General features: G+C 40.0%; 15 protein-coding genes. All 15 read left to right on the top strand.

From position 1 onward, the window contains the following. The first annotated feature begins 5 nt into the window (after positions 1–5). The 15 genes from ACFS5O_RS15350 (at position 6) to nusA (ending at position 17,712) form a co-directional block, all read left to right on the top strand. On the top strand, positions 6–1,346 hold the full coding sequence (locus tag ACFS5O_RS15350; RefSeq protein ID WP_205726123.1) for a flagellar assembly protein A: 1,341 nt from the start codon (positions 6–8) through the stop codon (positions 1,344–1,346). Between the two features lie 18 nt (positions 1,347–1,364). Then, positions 1,365–1,640, top strand: a complete 276-nt coding sequence (locus tag ACFS5O_RS15345) for a hypothetical protein (RefSeq protein ID WP_205726124.1) — start codon at positions 1,365–1,367, stop codon at positions 1,638–1,640. Between the two features lie 10 nt (positions 1,641–1,650). Further along, the gene (locus ACFS5O_RS15340; protein WP_205726125.1) at positions 1,651–2,061 is read left to right on the top strand and encodes a DUF6115 domain-containing protein; all 411 of its coding nucleotides are present in this window, start codon (positions 1,651–1,653) and stop codon (positions 2,059–2,061) included. A gap of 157 nt (positions 2,062–2,218) precedes the next feature. Beyond that, the gene (rpsB, locus tag ACFS5O_RS15335) at positions 2,219–2,944 is read left to right on the top strand and encodes a 30S ribosomal protein S2 (RefSeq protein ID WP_144700734.1); all 726 of its coding nucleotides are present in this window, start codon (positions 2,219–2,221) and stop codon (positions 2,942–2,944) included. Between the two features lie 102 nt (positions 2,945–3,046). Further along, positions 3,047–3,925 carry a translation elongation factor Ts gene (gene tsf / locus ACFS5O_RS15330; protein ID WP_144700732.1) on the top strand — a complete coding sequence of 293 codons (879 nt, stop codon included), beginning with the start codon at positions 3,047–3,049 and terminating at the stop codon, positions 3,923–3,925. A 327-nt stretch (positions 3,926–4,252) separates the two neighbouring features. Further along, on the top strand, positions 4,253–4,978 hold the full coding sequence (gene pyrH, locus ACFS5O_RS15325) for a UMP kinase (protein ID WP_066393724.1): 726 nt from the start codon (positions 4,253–4,255) through the stop codon (positions 4,976–4,978). Beyond that, positions 4,978–5,535 carry a ribosome recycling factor gene (gene frr, locus ACFS5O_RS15320; RefSeq protein WP_198767060.1) on the top strand — a complete coding sequence of 186 codons (558 nt, stop codon included), beginning with the start codon at positions 4,978–4,980 and terminating at the stop codon, positions 5,533–5,535. The genes pyrH and frr overlap by 1 nt, the downstream gene beginning before the upstream one ends. 168 nt (positions 5,536–5,703) lie before the next feature. After that, entirely contained in the window at positions 5,704–6,459 is a 756-nt protein-coding gene (gene uppS, locus ACFS5O_RS15315) for an undecaprenyl pyrophosphate synthase (protein WP_205726126.1), read from the top strand. A 13-nt stretch (positions 6,460–6,472) separates the two neighbouring features. Next, positions 6,473–7,261, top strand: a complete 789-nt coding sequence (locus tag ACFS5O_RS15310; protein ID WP_205726127.1) for a phosphatidate cytidylyltransferase — start codon at positions 6,473–6,475, stop codon at positions 7,259–7,261. Positions 7,262–7,277: 16 nt separating this feature from the next. After that, positions 7,278–8,435 carry a 1-deoxy-D-xylulose-5-phosphate reductoisomerase gene (dxr, locus tag ACFS5O_RS15305; protein ID WP_205726128.1) on the top strand — a complete coding sequence of 386 codons (1,158 nt, stop codon included), beginning with the start codon at positions 7,278–7,280 and terminating at the stop codon, positions 8,433–8,435. Positions 8,436–8,440: 5 nt separating this feature from the next. Then, positions 8,441–9,703 (top strand): RIP metalloprotease RseP, encoded by a 1,263-nt coding sequence (gene rseP, locus ACFS5O_RS15300; protein WP_205726129.1) that lies wholly within the window; start codon positions 8,441–8,443, stop codon positions 9,701–9,703. Positions 9,704–9,730: 27 nt separating this feature from the next. Continuing rightward, positions 9,731–11,443: a proline--tRNA ligase gene (locus ACFS5O_RS15295; RefSeq protein WP_205726130.1), complete on the top strand. Its 1,713-nt coding sequence runs from the start codon at positions 9,731–9,733 to the stop codon at positions 11,441–11,443. A gap of 217 nt (positions 11,444–11,660) precedes the next feature. Continuing rightward, positions 11,661–15,962 carry a PolC-type DNA polymerase III gene (locus tag ACFS5O_RS15290; RefSeq protein ID WP_205726131.1) on the top strand — a complete coding sequence of 1,434 codons (4,302 nt, stop codon included), beginning with the start codon at positions 11,661–11,663 and terminating at the stop codon, positions 15,960–15,962. A gap of 156 nt (positions 15,963–16,118) precedes the next feature. Continuing rightward, a complete protein-coding gene (rimP, locus tag ACFS5O_RS15285; protein WP_197127750.1) occupies positions 16,119–16,589 on the top strand; it encodes a ribosome maturation factor RimP in 471 nt (156 codons plus the stop codon). 19 nt (positions 16,590–16,608) lie between these two features. Then, on the top strand, positions 16,609–17,712 hold the full coding sequence (gene nusA / locus ACFS5O_RS15280; protein ID WP_066393741.1) for a transcription termination factor NusA: 1,104 nt from the start codon (positions 16,609–16,611) through the stop codon (positions 17,710–17,712). Positions 17,713–17,724: the final 12 nt, after the last annotated feature.

The following is a 17,724-nucleotide window of genomic DNA, read 5'->3' as shown; positions in this document are numbered from 1 at the left end:
GGGATATGGATCAATGGTTTCATATAAAATTGGAGAATCGTGAAACAGAAGCTCTTTTACAAAAAAATGGAGTTGATATTCCATCTGGTGAAGTCACGTATTCTAAACTGCTAGCTTGGATCGAGTCTAAAGGAATACGACATGGAATTCGAAATGAAGTATTGAGTTTAGTGGTTGAAAATCTAAATCGTTTTGTTTTCCCTGCTGAGATTGCAAAAGGGAAACTCCCTAAAGATGGAGAGTCTGCAAGACTTATTCCATCTTTCTCAAATGAGAAGAAGCTTGATACAAACGAGAATGAGAAGCTAGATTTCAAACGACTTTTTACAATTCCTACAGCTGAGTTCGGAGAAATCTTAGCAAGGAAACAAAACGCGACTGAAGGCATAGCAGGAATAAGTGTTTTTGGAAAAGTAATACCTGCAAAAAAAGGTAAAGATCTAGTAGTGAAAAATGGTGAGAATACCGTTTATATCGAAAGTGAGAAATGTGTCTTTGCTTCAGCGAGTGGAGAGGTTACGTTCCAAAATAATCGTGTAAACATTTATCCGGTTTATCGAGTAGATGGTGATGTTTCCTTAAAGACGGGTCATATTGATTTTGTTGGAAATGTTCACATAACCGGTGATGTGCCTTCGGGGTTTAAAATAAATGCAAAAGGTGATGTTCGAGTCGAAGGCGTCGTTGAAGCAGCTGATATTATTTCTGACGGAAGCGTTGTGATCGGTGGCGGTGTTTTAGGTCAAGGAAAAGGTACGGTTCGTTGTGGTGGAGATTTCACTTCCCTTTATATTAGTCAAGGAAATGTATACGCGGGAGGAAACATCGTGGTAGCACAAACGATTCTTCACAGCCATTGTGAGGCGGAATCTAACGTGATATGTACGAGTGGCAAAGGAAATATTTCTGGTGGCACCTGTATTGCAGGAAACGGAATCTCAGCGAATAACATAGGAAGCGATACAAACTCCAAAACGTTACTATACATAAAAACAAATGATAGAATGGATAAAGAAATCATACATCATGAACATAAAATTCTTGAACTCGAAAAAAATTTAGAAAAATTAACTCATTTAAAAAACGTGTTGATTCAAAAAAATACAGAACAACAAACGATTAATAGAATTATAAATACGATTTCTCAATCGAAACTGGAGATGAATAACCATCGAGAGGAAATCGAAAAATGTAAAAATGCTCTTAAATCTTCTATTAATATTAACAGCACGCTCCATCCTAATGTTGAGATCGGGATCGGAAAATATAAACGAAAGATCCAATCTCCATACACTGCTGCGAAAGTATTTTTAGAAGAGAAGGAAATTGTTGTTCACACGCTATAAGAATAGGATGTGGATGCTGTGAGTCTTAAATTAATCGAGCTCCAAGTGGCAATTCCAAGAACTCTTGATGCTTCAAAAGCAAGCGTTGATCTTATGAACAGAGGACTTCTTCAACAACAGCATACTTCAGAAGAAATACGGAAAAAAGATAAGAAAGAAGCAGAACGGGTCAATCAAAAAGAAGCGACCGAATCAAGTTTATTTCAAACAAATGACCAGCATCAGCAAGAAAAGACGAGTTCAAAGAGTTCGAGTCATCCTTATAAGGGAAGTAAAATCGATTATTCAGGTTAGGATGGATGCGATGTACGCTTTAGTTTTACTAAGTGTGATGTTAAACATAGTATGTTTATATTTAATTTTTAATCTGCACAAGAAATTACAACAAAATAACTCACATGAATCAAAAACAAGTGAAGAAGTAGAAGAGCTTCTTGAGCTTTTTTCAGAAGAGATGAAGCAAGAAAATGAACGCTTGCATGATATGATCTTAGAATTCACACAGAAGAACCATCAACAAATGGATGTGGATGAGATCACGAATGTTAAAATTGAAAAGACAGATACGGGCCAGATTTCAGACGATAAACATTTCTCTAAAGAGACAAATGAAGTATTAATCTTAGCTCAAAAAGGATATAATGCTGAAGAAATTGCAAAAATGCTACATCGAGGAAAAGGTGAAGTAGAGTTACTTTTAAAATTTTATCGTTAACAAGTAAAAAGACTTGCAGAAATTGCGCGAAACATGTTATATTATTTCTCGGTGTTAATCACACACGTTTGCGGATTTGAGTAATGTGGTGCTGACTCAGTCAGTTATTGCTCAAAGGTGAAACAAACGGAGGTAAACAAACCTAGGAGGTGCCATTATGGCAGTAATTTCAATGAAACAATTGTTAGAAGCTGGTGTACACTTTGGTCATCAGACTCGCCGTTGGAATCCGAAAATGTCTCGTTACATTTTCACAGAAAGAAACGGTATCTACATTATCGATCTTCAAAAGACGGTAAAGAAAGTTGAAGAATGCTACAATGTTATGCGTAACATCGCAGCTGACGGCGGAAAGATCCTTTTCGTTGGAACTAAGAAACAAGCTCAAGATTCAGTTAAGGAAGAAGCTGAACGTTCAGACATGTACTACATCAACCAACGTTGGTTAGGTGGAACATTAACAAACTTCGGTACAATCCGCAAGCGTATCAACCGCTTGAAAGATCTTGAAAAAATGCAAGAAGACGGTACTTTTGAAGTACTTCCTAAGAAAGAAGTTATCCTTCTTAAAAAGGAAATGGAACGTCTTGAAAAGTTCCTAGGCGGAATCAAAGACATGAACAAGCTTCCAGACGCATTATTCGTAGTTGACCCTCGTAAAGAGCGCATCGCGATTGCTGAAGCTCGTAAATTAAACATCCCGATCATCGCTATCGTTGATACGAACTGTGATCCGGACGAAGTTGATCACGTTATCCCTGGTAACGATGATGCGATTCGTGCAGTTAAACTTCTTACTGGTAAGATGGCAGATGCTATCATCGAAGCTAACCAAGGCGGAGAAGAAGTAGCAGAAGCAGCTGAAGAAGAAACTACTGCTTAATTAAATGGAATGCTCAAGGGTGGTAGAGGGGATGACCCTTTATCACCCTTTTTATGTAAAGTCACAACTAGCACTACATATCCCATAAGGAGGCAAAAACACATGGCTATTACAGCACAAATGGTTAAAGAATTGCGTGAGAAAACTGGCGCAGGAATGATGGATTGTAAGAAAGCATTAACTGAAACAGATGGTAACATGGAGGCGGCAATCGACTACCTTCGTGAAAAAGGGATCGCGAAAGCTGCTAAGAAAGCTGACCGTATCGCTGCAGAAGGTCTAACTTCTGTAATCGTTGACGGAAACAAAGCAGTTATCCTTGAAGTGAACTCTGAAACAGATTTCGTTGCGAAGAACGAAAACTTCAAAAACTTAATCGCTGAGCTAGGTAACCACTTGTTGGCTACAGAGCCTGCTTCAGTAGAAGATGCACTAGCTTCTGACTTTAACGGAACTTCAGTAAATGACTACATCAACGCAGCAATCGCTAAAATCGGAGAAAAGCTTACACTTCGTCGCTTTGAAATCTTGAAAAAAGACGAGAATGCAGCATTCGGCGCTTACCTTCACATGGGTGGACGCATTGGAGTTCTTTCAGTTGTTGAAGGAACGACAGAAGAAGAAGTTGCGAAAGACGTTTCTATGCACGTTGCAGCAGTAAACCCTAAATACATCTCTCGTGATGAAGTTAGTGAAGAAGAAGTATCACGCGAGCGTAAAGTGTTAACTGAACAAGCACTTAACGAAGGAAAGCCTGAAAACATCGTAGCTAAAATGGTAGAAGGACGTCTTGGTAAATACTTCGAAGATATTTGCTTGAACGACCAATCTTTCATTAAAGATCCAGACCAAAAAGTTGGTAAATATGTAGCTTCCAAAGGTGCTACTGTTAAAGCCTTCATTCGCTTTGAAGTAGGAGAAGGTCTTGAGAAGCGTGAAGACAACTTCGCTGAAGAAGTAATGTCTCAAGTTAAAAAGTAAGCACAGTTTTAAAAAGAGGGGAGCACGTTGTGTTCCTCTTTTTTTACAGAAATAACCTTGGTATTTTAATGGTTTTCAAAAAAGATTGTTGCTTGTGCTTGATAAAGACATCTTTGACTAGTTGATTGAAGTGTAAGGTGCGAGACTCCTGCGGGACGAGCGGTCAGGTGAGACACTTAAAGGCGCAAAGCGGCAAGTGGCTCACCGGTCGCCCCGTGGAAAGCGAGCACCTGAAACGGAAATTAACATCTTTCATAAGCAACAAAGCTTTATACGAAAAGCCTTAACACCAAAGTAAATACATTTTTTTAGGTGATGGAGGGACAAATGACTACTTCAAAATATAAACGAGTCGTCTTGAAATTAAGTGGAGAAGCACTAGCAGGTGAACAAACATCTGGAATCGATCCAAAAATCGTTCAGTCAATTGCAGAACAAGTAAAAGAAATCGTTGAACTCGACGTAGAAGTTGCTGTAGTAGTAGGCGGCGGAAACTTATGGCGTGGTAAGACGGGCAGTGAGATGGGAATGGACCGTGCTTCAGCAGACTATATGGGCATGCTTGCTACTGTGATGAATTCATTAGCCCTTCAAGACAGTCTTGAAAACATCGGGGTTCAAACAAGAGTACAAACATCAATAGAAATGCGCCAGGTTGCAGAACCTTATATCAGAAGAAAAGCCATTCGTCACCTTGAAAAAAAACGCGTTGTCATTTTTGCAGCAGGAACAGGTAACCCGTATTTCTCAACAGATACGACTGCAGCACTAAGAGCAGCGGAAATTGAAGCAGAAGTCATCTTGATGGCTAAGAATAACGTAGACGGCGTATATTCAGCAGATCCTAAATTGGATGAGAACGCTGTTAAGTATACGACATTATCGTATCTTGATCTTTTAAAAGATGGACTAGCAGTAATGGATACGACAGCATCATCACTATGTATGGATAATGATATCCCGTTAGTTGTTTTCTCGATCATGGAAGAAGGAAACATCAAACGAGCAGTGGCTGGAGAAAAAATTGGAACCGTTATAAGGGGGAGAAACTAATGGCAAAAGAAGTTTTAACTCAAGCAGAAGAAAAGATGCAAAAAGCGATCGGAGCTTTAAGACGCGAATATTCAACACTTCGTGCAGGTAGAGCAAACCCTTCTCTATTAGACAGAGTACAAGTTGATTACTACGGAACTCAAACGCCGATCAATCAACTAGCAGGTGTAACAACTCCGGAAGCTAGACTTTTGGTGATCCAGCCTTACGACAAATCTGCAATGGCAGATATTGAAAAGGCGATTCTAAAGTCTGATCTTGGTCTAACACCTTCTAACGATGGGCAAGTGATTCGTATTGCGATTCCAGCACTAACAGAAGAGCGCAGAAAAGAACTAGTTAAACTTGTTAAAAAGTTTGCTGAAGAAGCGAAAGTAGCTCTAAGAAACGTTCGTCGTGATGCGAACGATGATTTGAAAAAACTTGAAAAAGAAGCTGAGATCACAGAAGATGAACTGCGTCGCTATAACGATGATGTTCAAAAGCTCACTGATAAATACACAGCTGAAGTTGATTCTGTAAGTTCTGTTAAAGAAAAAGAAATCATGGAAGTATAAAGCTTTTCCATGTACAATTAAATATAAAAAGCCCTCTATAAAAGGGGGCTTTTTTATTAGACAATATCACCATTTTGCTAGACTTTTAAATGATAAGGTGATTGGCATATGGAGAACACCTCCCTATGAGGTGGATTCTATGAAGTCTAAGAAGATGGAGGCTTATACATGCTTGACAAGCTTTTCTTTAAGAAAAAAAGTCCAGAGAACCATACATTCAGTGAGGAAAACATCCCTAAACATGTAGCCATTATTATGGATGGAAATGGACGGTGGGCACGAAAACGAGCTATGCCGCGAATTGCCGGTCATCATGAAGGGATGAAGACCGTTCGTAAAATCGTTAAAGAAGCGAATAAAATTGGGATAGAAGTTTTAACACTCTATGCTTTTTCAACTGAAAACTGGAAACGTCCACGCGAAGAAGTCGACTTTTTAATGAAACTTCCTGGAGAATTTTTAAATACTTTTCTTCCAGATTTGATTAAAGAGAACGTACAAGTGCGAATAATGGGTAAAAAGGAGTTATTACCCCTTCACACAGTAAAAGCTGTAGATGAAGCAATCAACAAGACGAAGAACAACAGTGGGTTAATCTTAAACTTTGCTCTTAATTATGGCAGTCGTGATGAGATTACTGCTGCGGTTAAAGCTTTGGCTTCTGAGGTGAAACAAGGAAGATTAGAACCGTCACAAATTGATGATTCCATGATTGAACAGCATTTGATGACGCATGATCTGAACGACCCCGATCTTTTGATTCGCACAAGTGGTGAAGTTCGATTAAGTAACTTTATGCTCTGGCAGCTTGCGTATTCTGAATTTTGGTTTACTGAAGTGTTATGGCCAGATTTTTCTGAAGAGCATCTACGAGAAGCTGTATCACAATTTGCCGGACGAGGCAGACGGTATGGCGGTGTTTAATTAAGGAGGACTTATGAAACAACGGATAATAACAGGTGTAATCGCAGCCGTTTTATTTATAGGGATTACCCTTTATGGAAGCTGGCCGTTCTCACTATTAATACTATTGCTAACGGGGATTGGCATGTTTGAATTATTGCGTATGAAAAGAATGGAGCTAAGTTTCGTAGGGGGAATCGGATTCTTATTAGCAGTCTTGATCGCATTACCACAAGACTGGATGAGTTCTTTAGAACCTTTTACTAAAACTGATGCCATTATACTTGCAGTTCTTCTATTACTAGTCGTAACTGTTGTACAAAAGAACCATACAGATTACAATCATATTTCGTTTGTACTTTTTAGTTCTATTTACGTAGGGTTTGGTTTTTTCTATCTACTAGAAACAAGAATATTAGAAGGTGGGGTCCAACTTTTATTCTTGATCCTATTCATGATATGGGCAACAGACTCTGGCGCGTATTTTGTTGGGAAATCGATCGGAAAACGAAAACTTTGGCCGGTGATCTCTCCAAACAAAACGATTGAAGGAGCGGTCGGAGGTATCTTCTTTAGTCTTGTTGTAGGGTTGATCAGCTATTGGACTCATTTTGTGGATATGTCGTTGTCTAATATACTATTGATTTCCATTATCGTAGGTATATTTGGTCAGATAGGTGACTTGGCAGAATCGGCATTCAAACGAATCTACGATGTGAAAGATTCGGGTACTTTGCTTCCTGGACATGGCGGGATATTAGATAGATTAGACAGTGCGTTATTTGTATTCCCGTTGCTCCACGTACTTCACTTGATAGGATAACGTTAGGAGGTATAGGATGAAATCAGTTAGTTTACTTGGTGCAACAGGTTCAATCGGTGTTCAGACCTTAGATGTGATCGCCTCTCATCCAGAACAGTTCAAATTGAGTTCGATGTCTGTAGGTAAGAATATTGAGGCTGCTGAAAAAATCATATACAAATTTCAACCTGAAATTTGTGCTGTTCAAAACGAAGAAGATGCACAAAAACTTCGTTCGAAGGTAAGTTCATCTACAAGAGTTGTCTCAGGTATGGATGGATTGATCGAGGCCGCAGTTTCTACTGATTCAACAGTTGTTGTGAACGCAGTGATCGGTAGTGTAGGCTTAATTCCTACATTAAAAGCCATCGAAGCAAAAAAGACGATCGCTTTGGCTAATAAAGAAACGCTAGTAACGGCAGGTCATCTTGTTATGGAAAAAGCAAAGAAACATAACGTCGCCATTCTTCCGGTCGATTCAGAACATTCAGCGATCTATCAGTGTTTGAACGGTGAAGATCCGAACCGTGTGGAGAAGTTGATATTAACCGCTTCTGGTGGAAGTTTTAGAGACCGTACTCGTGAAGAATTAAAAAATGTTACCGTCGAGGAAGCTTTGAACCATCCGAACTGGTCGATGGGTGCAAAAATCACGATCGATTCTGCGACAATGATGAATAAAGGGTTAGAAGTAATTGAAGCTCATTGGTTATTTTCCTTTGATTATTCGAAAATAGACGTCATTTTACATAAGGAAAGTATCATACACTCTATGGTAGAGTTTGTTGATACAAGCATCATCGCTCATTTGGGACAACCAGACATGAGAGTGCCGATACAATACGCTCTTACATATCCCGATCGACTTGAATTAATAAACGGGAAAAGGTTAAACTTATGGGAAGTTGGGAAGTTGCATTTTCAAGAAATGGATTACGACCGGTTCAGATGTTTAAAACTCGCTTTTCAGGCAGGTACTGCTGGAGGCTTGATGCCGACCATCTTAAATGCTGCGAATGAAAAAGCGGTTGAACTATTCTTGAATGGACATATCTCTTTTCTTGAGATTGAAGAGATGATTGAACGAGCTATGCAGAATTTGTCTAACGTCAGTAAGCCAGACCTTGAGACAATACAAGAAACAGATAATAGGACTCGTCAATATGTGGAGTCACTACTTAGTAAAGGCAGGTAATGGAAATGAACACTGTGATAGCCATTATCATCATTTTAGGTGCTTTAATTTTCTTTCATGAACTCGGACATCTTTTGCTGGCAAAGCGTGCAGGTATCTTATGTCGTGAGTTTGCAATTGGATTCGGCCCGAAAGTGTTTGCCTTCAAGAAAGGGGAAACGGTCTACACGATTCGTCTCTTACCTCTTGGAGGGTTCGTACGTATGGCTGGAGAAGATCCAGAGGGTATTGAACTTAAGGCAGGTCACAGAGTTGGTTTGATCTTCAACCAAGCAAATGAAGTGGAGAAAATTGTTGTCAATCACCGTGAAAAATATCCGGTACAAAAAACGATTACCATTGAAAACGCTGATCTAGAACGTGAATTGTATTTGACTGGTTTTGAAAATGAAGACGCTGGAACATCGACTTATAAAGTGAAAGAAGATGCTCTTTTTGTAGCTGATCATCAAGAGATGCAGATCGCACCATATAACCGCCAGTTTGGATCGAAGACGATCATGCAGAGAACACTTGCGATCTTTGCTGGTCCAGCAATGAACTTTTTACTAGCTTTCGTGATCTTGGTCGTATTTTCTCTCATGCAAGGAATCCCTACAAACGAATCAAGATTAGGTACCCTCCAAGAAGGAGCCGGAGCAGATAAAGCTGGTTTGGTTAAAGGGGACAAAATCATTGCAGTTCAGGGTGAAAAGATGGATGATTGGAAAGAGTTAGTGTCTGTCATTCAAGAAAACCCGGGTGAGAAGTTAATGTTTACGATCAACCGTAACGGAGAAGAGAAAGTGGTTCCTGTTACGCTTGGCTCTCGTAAAGGTGCTGATGATAAGAATGAAGGTTTTATCGGAGCACATCCATATACTGAATCGTCATTCGTTGGTTCATTAGAATATGGTGCTAAACAGACATGGTTTATGACAACTGCCATATTTACAGGGCTTGGACAACTGATAACAGGTCAGCATGGAATCGATCAGCTTTCTGGACCACTTGGAATCTATGAGTATACAGATCAAGCGGCAAAAGCTGGTGTATATATGCTATTGCAATGGGCAGCAATATTGAGTGTCAACTTAGGGATCTTTAACTTACTGCCATTACCGGCACTTGACGGAGGACGACTTCTATTCTTAGGAGTGGAAGCTTTGAGAGGGAAACCGATCGATCCGCAAAAAGAAGGCATGGTCCATTTTATCGGATTTGCATTTTTGATGTTATTGATGCTTGTCGTTACATGGAATGATATACAGAAAATTTTTCTTGGTTAATTTGGGATGATTTGAGGAGTAGAGATTATGAGACAAAGTCAGTTGTTTATGCCAACTTTAAGAGAAGTTCCTGCAGATGCAGATGTTAAAAGCCACCAGCTCTTATTAAGAGCTGGCTTTATCCGTCAGAATGCTGCTGGTATTTATTCTTTTCTTCCATTGGGGAAAAAGGTTCTTCATAAGATAGAGAATATCGTACGAGAAGAAATGAATCGTGCTGGTTCACAAGAGATGATGATGCCAGCATTACAGCTTGCTGAACTTTGGCAAGAAAGTGGCCGTTGGTATAGCTACGGTCCTGAACTTATGAGATTAAAAGACCGACACGATCGTGATTTTGCTCTTGGAGCTACACATGAAGAAGTGATCACGAGTATCATTCGAGATGAAGTGAAATCATATAAGAAGCTTCCTCTTAATCTATATCAGATTCAAACAAAGTTCAGAGATGAAAAACGACCACGTTTCGGATTGTTACGCGGAAGAGAGTTCATCATGAAAGATGCCTATTCTTTCCATGATAAGCAAGAAAGTCTAGATGATACGTATGAAGCGATGAAAGACGCCTACTCGGCGATCTTTAGTCGTTGTGGACTGAACTTCCGTGCGGTTTTAGCGGACTCAGGTGCGATCGGTGGTAAAGATAATCATGAGTTCATGGTTTTATCAGAAATTGGTGAAGATTTGATCGCGTATTCGACGGATTCAGATTTTGCAGCGAACATTGAGATGGCTCCTGTTGTTCTTCGCGAAGAACGTTCACCTGAAGCTCTTATGGACCTGGAAAAAGTAGAAACGAATCACGCGAAAACCATTGAAGAGGTTTCGGATTTTCTACAAGTTGCACCATCAAATGTGATTAAATCATTGCTTTATATCGCTGATGAGCAACCTGTTTTAGTTTTAGTCAGAGGAGATCATGAGGTTAACGAGATTAAGCTTAAAAATGTGCTGTCTGCTAAAGAAGTAGAATTAGCCACGGCAGAAGAAACTAAAAAATGGATGAATGCTGAACATGGATCTCTCGGACCGATTCAGACTTCTAAAGAAGTTAAAGTAATCGCAGATCAAGCGGTGCCATATATGGTAAATGCAGTGTGTGGGGCGAATGAAACGGGATACCATTATACAAATGTTAATCACAATAGAGATTTTGAGGTTGACGAAACGGCTGATCTTCGTTTTGTTGTCGAAGGTGATCTGTCACCAGATGGGAATGGAACGATCGTTTTTGCTAAAGGAATTGAAGTCGGGCATGTGTTCAAACTTGGTAAAGTTTACAGCGAACCGATGAAAGCTTCTTATTTAGATGAGAACGGTAAGAATCAAATCATGTCTATGGGTTGTTATGGAATAGGTGTTTCTCGTACATTAGCAGCAGTAGCTGAAGAAAACAATGATGATAAAGGGTTGATCTGGCCGTTATCATTAACACCGTTCGACGTTCATCTAATCGCTGTTAACAGTAAGAACGCAGAACAAGCAGCACTTTCAGATGAGCTGTACACACAGATCAAGAATGATGGTTTTGATTGCTTATACGATGATCGCCCGGAACGAGCGGGTGTGAAATTTACTGATAGCGATCTTATCGGACTGCCGATTCGCGTTATGGTTGGAAAACGCGCATCAGAAGGCATCGTAGAAGTGAAGATTCGTAAAAGCGGAGAATCTTTCGAAGTGCCTGTTTCTGAATTAAGCAACTTTCTTAAGAATGAGTGGGAAAAGCTTAAAAATTAGTTAGAACGTGATTGAATCGATGATGTCCATAGAGGAGGTACCTCTTTTATATAAGAGGTGCCTTTCTCTTTGGACTTTACGAATGCAGATCTAATCTTTAAGATGATATTCGAGGCTGACTACTTAAAGCTATAGTATAATTAATAAAGTAACGTTTAAGGTTTACGTTGGTTAGTCATGTGAAAACATAATTAAACCCCTTTAAGAGGAGGTTCCTATGAGCGGAAATGATCAACAGATCAGACAAGAGAGGCTGTCGCTTCTATTAGAACAACTAGGTATGCCCGATGAGATGAAAACTGGTTTTTCGGAAGGAACGATCGAAAAACTTACGATAGATAAGAATAATAGAAGCTGGCATTTTATAATTGGACTTCTTCGTCCATTAACCCCTGATAGTTATGCATGGTTTAGTGCCAGCCTTCGCCAAACTTTTCAGCACATTGCTGCGGTGTCTTTTTCTTTACAAACGAAAGAGGGATTTCAAGCAGAAGAGCTTCTTGGCTTTTGGCCGTTGTGCAAAGAAAAATTAGTTGAGACTGCAGCCCCAAGTCTAGGAAGTATGCTTTCTACACAGGATCCTATTGCGGAAGGCAACTTTTTGTGTTTGACCGTACGAAATGATGCGGAAGAAGCGCTTGTACAAAGAAAGCTTTCTCCTGTTATTAAGGAGATGTACAGTCAGTTTGGGTTTCATTCTGTAATGGTCAAAACAGAGATTAAACACTCTGAAGAAGATTTTCAAAAGTTTATCGAACAAAGAAAACAAGAAGATCAGAATAAAGTAATGGAAGCATTGGTTGAAAAAGAAAAAGCTGCTAATCGATCAGATGGTCCTGCAGCAAGAACAGATATTATGATCGGTTATTCGATCAAGGATGAACCCGTTCCGATTCAAACGATTCAAGATGAAGAAAGACGCATAACGATTCAAGGTTATGTCTTTCATTCCGAAACGAGAGAGCTACGAAGCGGACGTACACTATTAACATTTAAGATCACCGATTATACGGACTCGCTATTAATTAAAATTTTCTCTCGAGACAAAGAAGATATTCCTATCCTTCAAGGTATTCAAAAAGGAATGTGGTTAAAAGTTCGAGGAGGAATTCAAAACGATACGTTTGTGAGAGATCTAGTTATGATCGCGAACGATATTAATGAGATCAAACCAGAATTTAGAAAAGATCTAGCAGATGAAGACAACAAACGTGTTGAGCTTCACCTTCACACACCGATGAGTCAGATGGACGCGATATCCTCTGTTTCTTCTTTAGTGGGACAAGCTAAGAAATGGGGTCATCCAGCTATCGCGATAACTGACCATGCTGGTGTTCAGTCTTTTCCAGAAGCTTATAGCGCCGGAAAGAAAAACGGGATCAAGATCCTGTATGGACTTGAAGCGAATCTTGTAGATGATGGTGTACCGATCGCATACAACGAGGCGCCGAGAAAGTTAACAGATGAAACATACATTGTCTTTGACGTTGAGACGACAGGTTTATCAGCTGTATATAATAAAATCATCGAACTTGCAGCTGTAAAGATACGTGGCGGGGAGATCATTGATCGTTTTGAAAGGTTCGCAAACCCTCATGAATCCTTATCTCAAACCACGATCGAACTAACTGGAATTACAGATGATATGGTGGAGAACGCACCAGAGATCGAAGAAGTGCTTCGCGATTTTCATGCGTTTATGGGTGATGATATTCTAGTAGCGCATAACGCGAGCTTTGACATGGGCTTCTTGAACGAAGGATTACGCAAGATAGGATTAGGCGAAGCGAAGAACCCTGTTATTGATACCCTTGAATTGGCAAGGTTCCTGCTACCACAATTAAAGAATCATAGATTGAACACACTTTGTAAAAGGTTCGATATCGAACTAACTCAGCATCACCGAGCAATCTATGATGCTGAAGCAACAGGCTATCTCTTATGGAAGCTATTAAAAGAAACGTTTGAAAAGGATATCTTCTATCACGACCGTTTGAACGATAACATGGGGCAAGGTGGATTTCAGAGATCTAGGCCGTTTCACTGTACGCTCTTAGCTGTGACACAAGAAGGTCTGAAGAATTTATACAAACTTGTCTCTGAATCACATCTATCCTATTTTTATCGAACACCACGTATCCCTAGATCACGATTAAGTAAACTACGAGAAGGTATACTTGTAGGTTCAGCTTGTGATAAAGGTGAAGTGTTTGAAGGTATGATGCAAAAACCGATCGAAGAAGTTGAAAAGATCGCGGAGTTTTATGATTATTTAGAGGTTCAGCCACCTAGTAACTATTATCATCTTATCGAAAGAGAATTAGTCGCAGATGAGATGAATTTAAGAGAGATCCTCTCTAACATCGTGCAGCTTGGAGAGAAATTGAACAAGCCTGTTGTCGCAACAGGAAACGTTCATTATTTAAACCCTGAAGATGCAATCTATAGAAAGATTCTGATCTCTTCTCAAGGTGGAGCGAATCCGCTGAACAGACAAACTCTTCCAGAAGTGCATTTTAGAACGACAGATGAGATGTTGGATCTGTTCTCTTTCTTAGGTGAAGAAAGAGCTCAAAAAGTAGTTTGTGAAAATACGAGACAAATCGCCGACATGATTCAGGATATTAAACCGATCCCGGATGATCTATACACACCCAAGATTGAGGGCGCAGATGAAGAAGTACGCTCCATGAGTTATAACCGAGCAAGAAGCATCTATGGTGAGAATCTTCCTGAACTTGTTGAGAAGAGGCTGGAAAAAGAATTAAAGAGTATTATTGGGCACGGATTTGCGGTTATTTACTTGATCTCACATAAACTTGTAAAAAAATCGTTGATCGATGGATACCTTGTAGGATCGCGTGGATCAGTCGGTTCGTCGTTTGTTGCGACAATGACAGAGATCACTGAAGTGAATCCATTGCCCCCTCATTATGTTTGTCCAAAATGTAAAGAATCCCATTTCTTTAATGATGGTTCCGTTGGTTCTGGTTATGACCTACCAGATAAAGAATGTCCAACATGCGAAGTACTTTATATTAAAGATGGACAAGATATTCCGTTCGAAACGTTCCTTGGATTTAAAGGAGACAAAGTACCTGATATCGATTTAAACTTCTCAGGTGAATATCAGCCTAGAGCACATAACTACACGAAAGAACTATTTGGAGAAGATTATGTGTATCGTGCAGGGACGATAGGTACCGTAGCTGAAAAAACGGCTTATGGTTACGTAAAAGGGTATGCAGGAGACAATAACTTAACGATCCGATCGGCAGAAGTTGATCGTCTCGTAGCTGGATGTACAGGAGTAAAGAGAACAACAGGTCAGCATCCGGGTGGAATAATTGTTGTTCCAGATTATATGGACATCTATGATTTTTGTCCTGTTCAGTTCCCAGCCGATGATAGTGGATCGGAATGGAAGACGACTCATTTTGATTTTCACTCCATTCATGATAACTTATTAAAACTCGATATACTCGGGCACGATGATCCGACCGTAATCCGTATGCTTCAAGATCTAAGCGGTATTGATCCGAAGACCATTCCTGCTTCTGATCCTGAAGTTATGAAAATCTTCTCAGGCCCAGAAGTGTTGGGAGTATCAGAAGAACAGATCATGTGTAAGACAGGTACGTTAGGGATCCCAGAGTTCGGAACAAAGTTCGTAAGACAGATGCTTGAAGAAACAAAACCGAGTACTTTCTCTGAACTTGTACAGATCTCAGGACTTTCTCATGGTACCGATGTATGGCTTAATAACGCGAACGAATTAATCGCAAACGGCACTTGTGTGCTAAAAGACGTTATCGGCTGTCGTGACGATATCATGGTCTACCTGATCTATAAAGGCCTCGAGCCCTCACTTGCTTTTAAGATCATGGAGAGTGTACGTAAAGGAAAGGGTCTGCCGGATGAGTGGATCGATGAGATGAAGAAGAACGATGTACCTGATTGGTATATTGGTTCATGTTTGAAGATCAAATACATGTTCCCTAAGGCGCATGCTGCAGCTTACGTACTGATGGCCGTTCGTATCGCCTATTTTAAAGTTCATTATCCAATCTGGTTCTATGCGGCATATTTCACGGTAAGAGCGGATGATTTTGATGTGGAGTCCATGATCAGAGGATCCAAAGCTTTAAAGACAAAGATCGAAGAGATCTCAGCTAAAGGTCTAGATGCTTCTACAAAAGAGAAGAATTTGCAGACTGTACTCGAGCTAGCTCTTGAGATGTGTGAAAGAGGGTTATCGTTTCAAAAGATCGACCTTTATCGCTCAAGCGCAACAGATTTCTTAGTAGAAGGGGACACTTTGATTCCGCCGTTCAATTCGATCGCAGGATTAGGTACGAACGCAGCATTAAACATTGTAAAAGCAAGAGAACAGGGTGAATTTCTTTCTAAAGAAGATCTTCAGCAGCGTGCAAAGTTATCCAAGACGATTATTGAGTACTTGGATGACCAAGGATGTTTGGAAGGAATGCCTGATGCAAACCAGCTTTCGCTCTTTTAATAAGGGCTTTCTGAAGGCTAGATCAGTTGCAGTATTTTATTGGTTATGGTATAGTATTTTTGGAAATACTGTTGAATGAATAACTGTCGGCGAAAGAGTGGGGCTCCCCACTCTTTCGTTACGTTTTGAGGTCATTCAGTAAGAAGGAGGGCAGCAATGAGTCAGAAGATTACAGAGCTCACTACAGAGCTTGTAACCCCAATCGTTGAAAAACTAGGACTTGAACTTGTTGACGTTGAATTTGTTAAAGAGGGTAAAAACTGGTTTCTCCGTGTATATATCGATTCCACGGATGGGATTGATATCGAGGAATGCGGGACTGTCAGTGAACAATTAAGTGAAAAACTAGATGAACTTGATCCGATCGAACAGCCCTACTTTTTAGAAGTATCTTCTCCAGGTGTTGAAAGACCATTAAAGAAACCTGAAGATGTGAAAAATGCTATCGGCAAAAATGTAAACATAAAACTTTATGAGCCATTAAACGGCGAAAAAGTATATGAAGGACTTTTAAAAGACTTTGACGGTGAAACGCTGTTCATGGAGATTAGAGTGAAAACGCAAGTGAAAAAGGTAGAGTTACCTTATGCTAAAGTGGCCAACGCCCGTCTTGCGGTTGTTTTTTAATGAAGAGGGGAGAAGAAAAATGAGTACCGAGCTTTTGGATGCACTTACATTGTTAGAAAAGGAAAAAGGGATCAGTAAAGAAGTTATTATTGAAGCGATTGAAGCTGCCCTTATTTCTGCGTACAAACGCAATTTTCATCAAGCGCAAAATGTTCGTGTTGATTTTAACAGAGACACAGGAAGTATCCGTGTTTTTTCAAGAAAAAATGTGGTTGAAGAAGTTGAGGACGATCGTCAAGAGATCTCAGTGGCAGAAGCTCAAGCGATCAACCCTGGTTATGAATTAGAAGATATTGTAGAAGAAGAAGTAACACCAAAAGATTTTGGTCGTATTGCTGCTCAAACAGCAAAACAAGTTGTTACACAGCGCGTACGTGAAGCAGAGCGTGGCATCATCTTCTCAGAATTTATTGATCGTGAAGAAGACATCATCACGGGAATCGTTCAACGACAAGACCACCGTTATATGTATGTTAGCCTAGGTAGAGTTGAAGCTCTTCTACCTGCTGCTGAACAGATGCCTGGTGAATCTCATACTACGAACGACCGCATCAAAGTCTACATTACTAAAGTTGAAAAGACCACAAAAGGTCCTCAGATCTTAGTATCAAGAACGCACCCAGGTCTTTTAAAACGTTTATTCGAGCTTGAAGTGCCAGAGATCTATGATGGAACGGTTGAGATCAAATCGATCGCTCGTGAAGCGGGTGACCGTTCAAAGATTGCCGTACATGCTGCTGATCCTGAAGTGGATCCGGTTGGTTCTTGTGTTGGACAAAAAGGCGCACGTGTTCAAACGATCGTAAACGAATTGAACGGCGAGAAGATCGATATCGTTCGATGGAGTGAAGATCCAGTTGTATATGTAGCAAATTCTCTTAGTCCAGCAAAAGTACTAGAAGTACAAGTCAATGAAGAGGAAAAGATGACGACTGTTATCGTTCCAGACTATCAACTTTCATTAGCGATTGGTAAAAGAGGCCAAAATGCTCGTTTAGCTGCAAAGTTAACAGGTTGGAAGATTGATATTAAAAGTGAAACAGAAGCAATAGAATCAGGTGTGTACGATCCATCAAACGCTCGCAGTGATTTTTTCGAAGATACTGATGAGGATGAAGAGTAAGAAAAGACGAGG

Source organism: Fictibacillus nanhaiensis, from assembly GCF_042686385.1.
Lineage (GTDB): Bacteria > Bacillota > Bacilli > Bacillales > Fictibacillaceae > Fictibacillus > Fictibacillus nanhaiensis.
This window is presented reverse-complemented; position numbering and strand designations above follow the sequence as displayed.

Coding starts and splice junctions, on each gene's coding strand:
- ACFS5O_RS15350 (WP_205726123.1), top strand. CDS start 6: ATGGATCAATGGTTTCATATAAAATTGGAGAATCGTGAAACAGAAGCT.
- dxr (WP_205726128.1), top strand. CDS start 7,278: ATGAAATCAGTTAGTTTACTTGGTGCAACAGGTTCAATCGGTGTTCAG.
- rimP (WP_197127750.1), top strand. CDS start 16,119: ATGAGTCAGAAGATTACAGAGCTCACTACAGAGCTTGTAACCCCAATC.
- uppS (WP_205726126.1), top strand. CDS start 5,704: ATGCTTGACAAGCTTTTCTTTAAGAAAAAAAGTCCAGAGAACCATACA.
- pyrH (WP_066393724.1), top strand. CDS start 4,253: ATGACTACTTCAAAATATAAACGAGTCGTCTTGAAATTAAGTGGAGAA.
- ACFS5O_RS15290 (WP_205726131.1), top strand. CDS start 11,661: ATGAGCGGAAATGATCAACAGATCAGACAAGAGAGGCTGTCGCTTCTA.
- tsf (WP_144700732.1), top strand. CDS start 3,047: ATGGCTATTACAGCACAAATGGTTAAAGAATTGCGTGAGAAAACTGGC.
- ACFS5O_RS15340 (WP_205726125.1), top strand. CDS start 1,651: ATGTACGCTTTAGTTTTACTAAGTGTGATGTTAAACATAGTATGTTTA.
- rpsB (WP_144700734.1), top strand. CDS start 2,219: ATGGCAGTAATTTCAATGAAACAATTGTTAGAAGCTGGTGTACACTTT.
- nusA (WP_066393741.1), top strand. CDS start 16,609: ATGAGTACCGAGCTTTTGGATGCACTTACATTGTTAGAAAAGGAAAAA.
- ACFS5O_RS15310 (WP_205726127.1), top strand. CDS start 6,473: ATGAAACAACGGATAATAACAGGTGTAATCGCAGCCGTTTTATTTATA.
- rseP (WP_205726129.1), top strand. CDS start 8,441: ATGAACACTGTGATAGCCATTATCATCATTTTAGGTGCTTTAATTTTC.
- frr (WP_198767060.1), top strand. CDS start 4,978: ATGGCAAAAGAAGTTTTAACTCAAGCAGAAGAAAAGATGCAAAAAGCG.
- ACFS5O_RS15295 (WP_205726130.1), top strand. CDS start 9,731: ATGAGACAAAGTCAGTTGTTTATGCCAACTTTAAGAGAAGTTCCTGCA.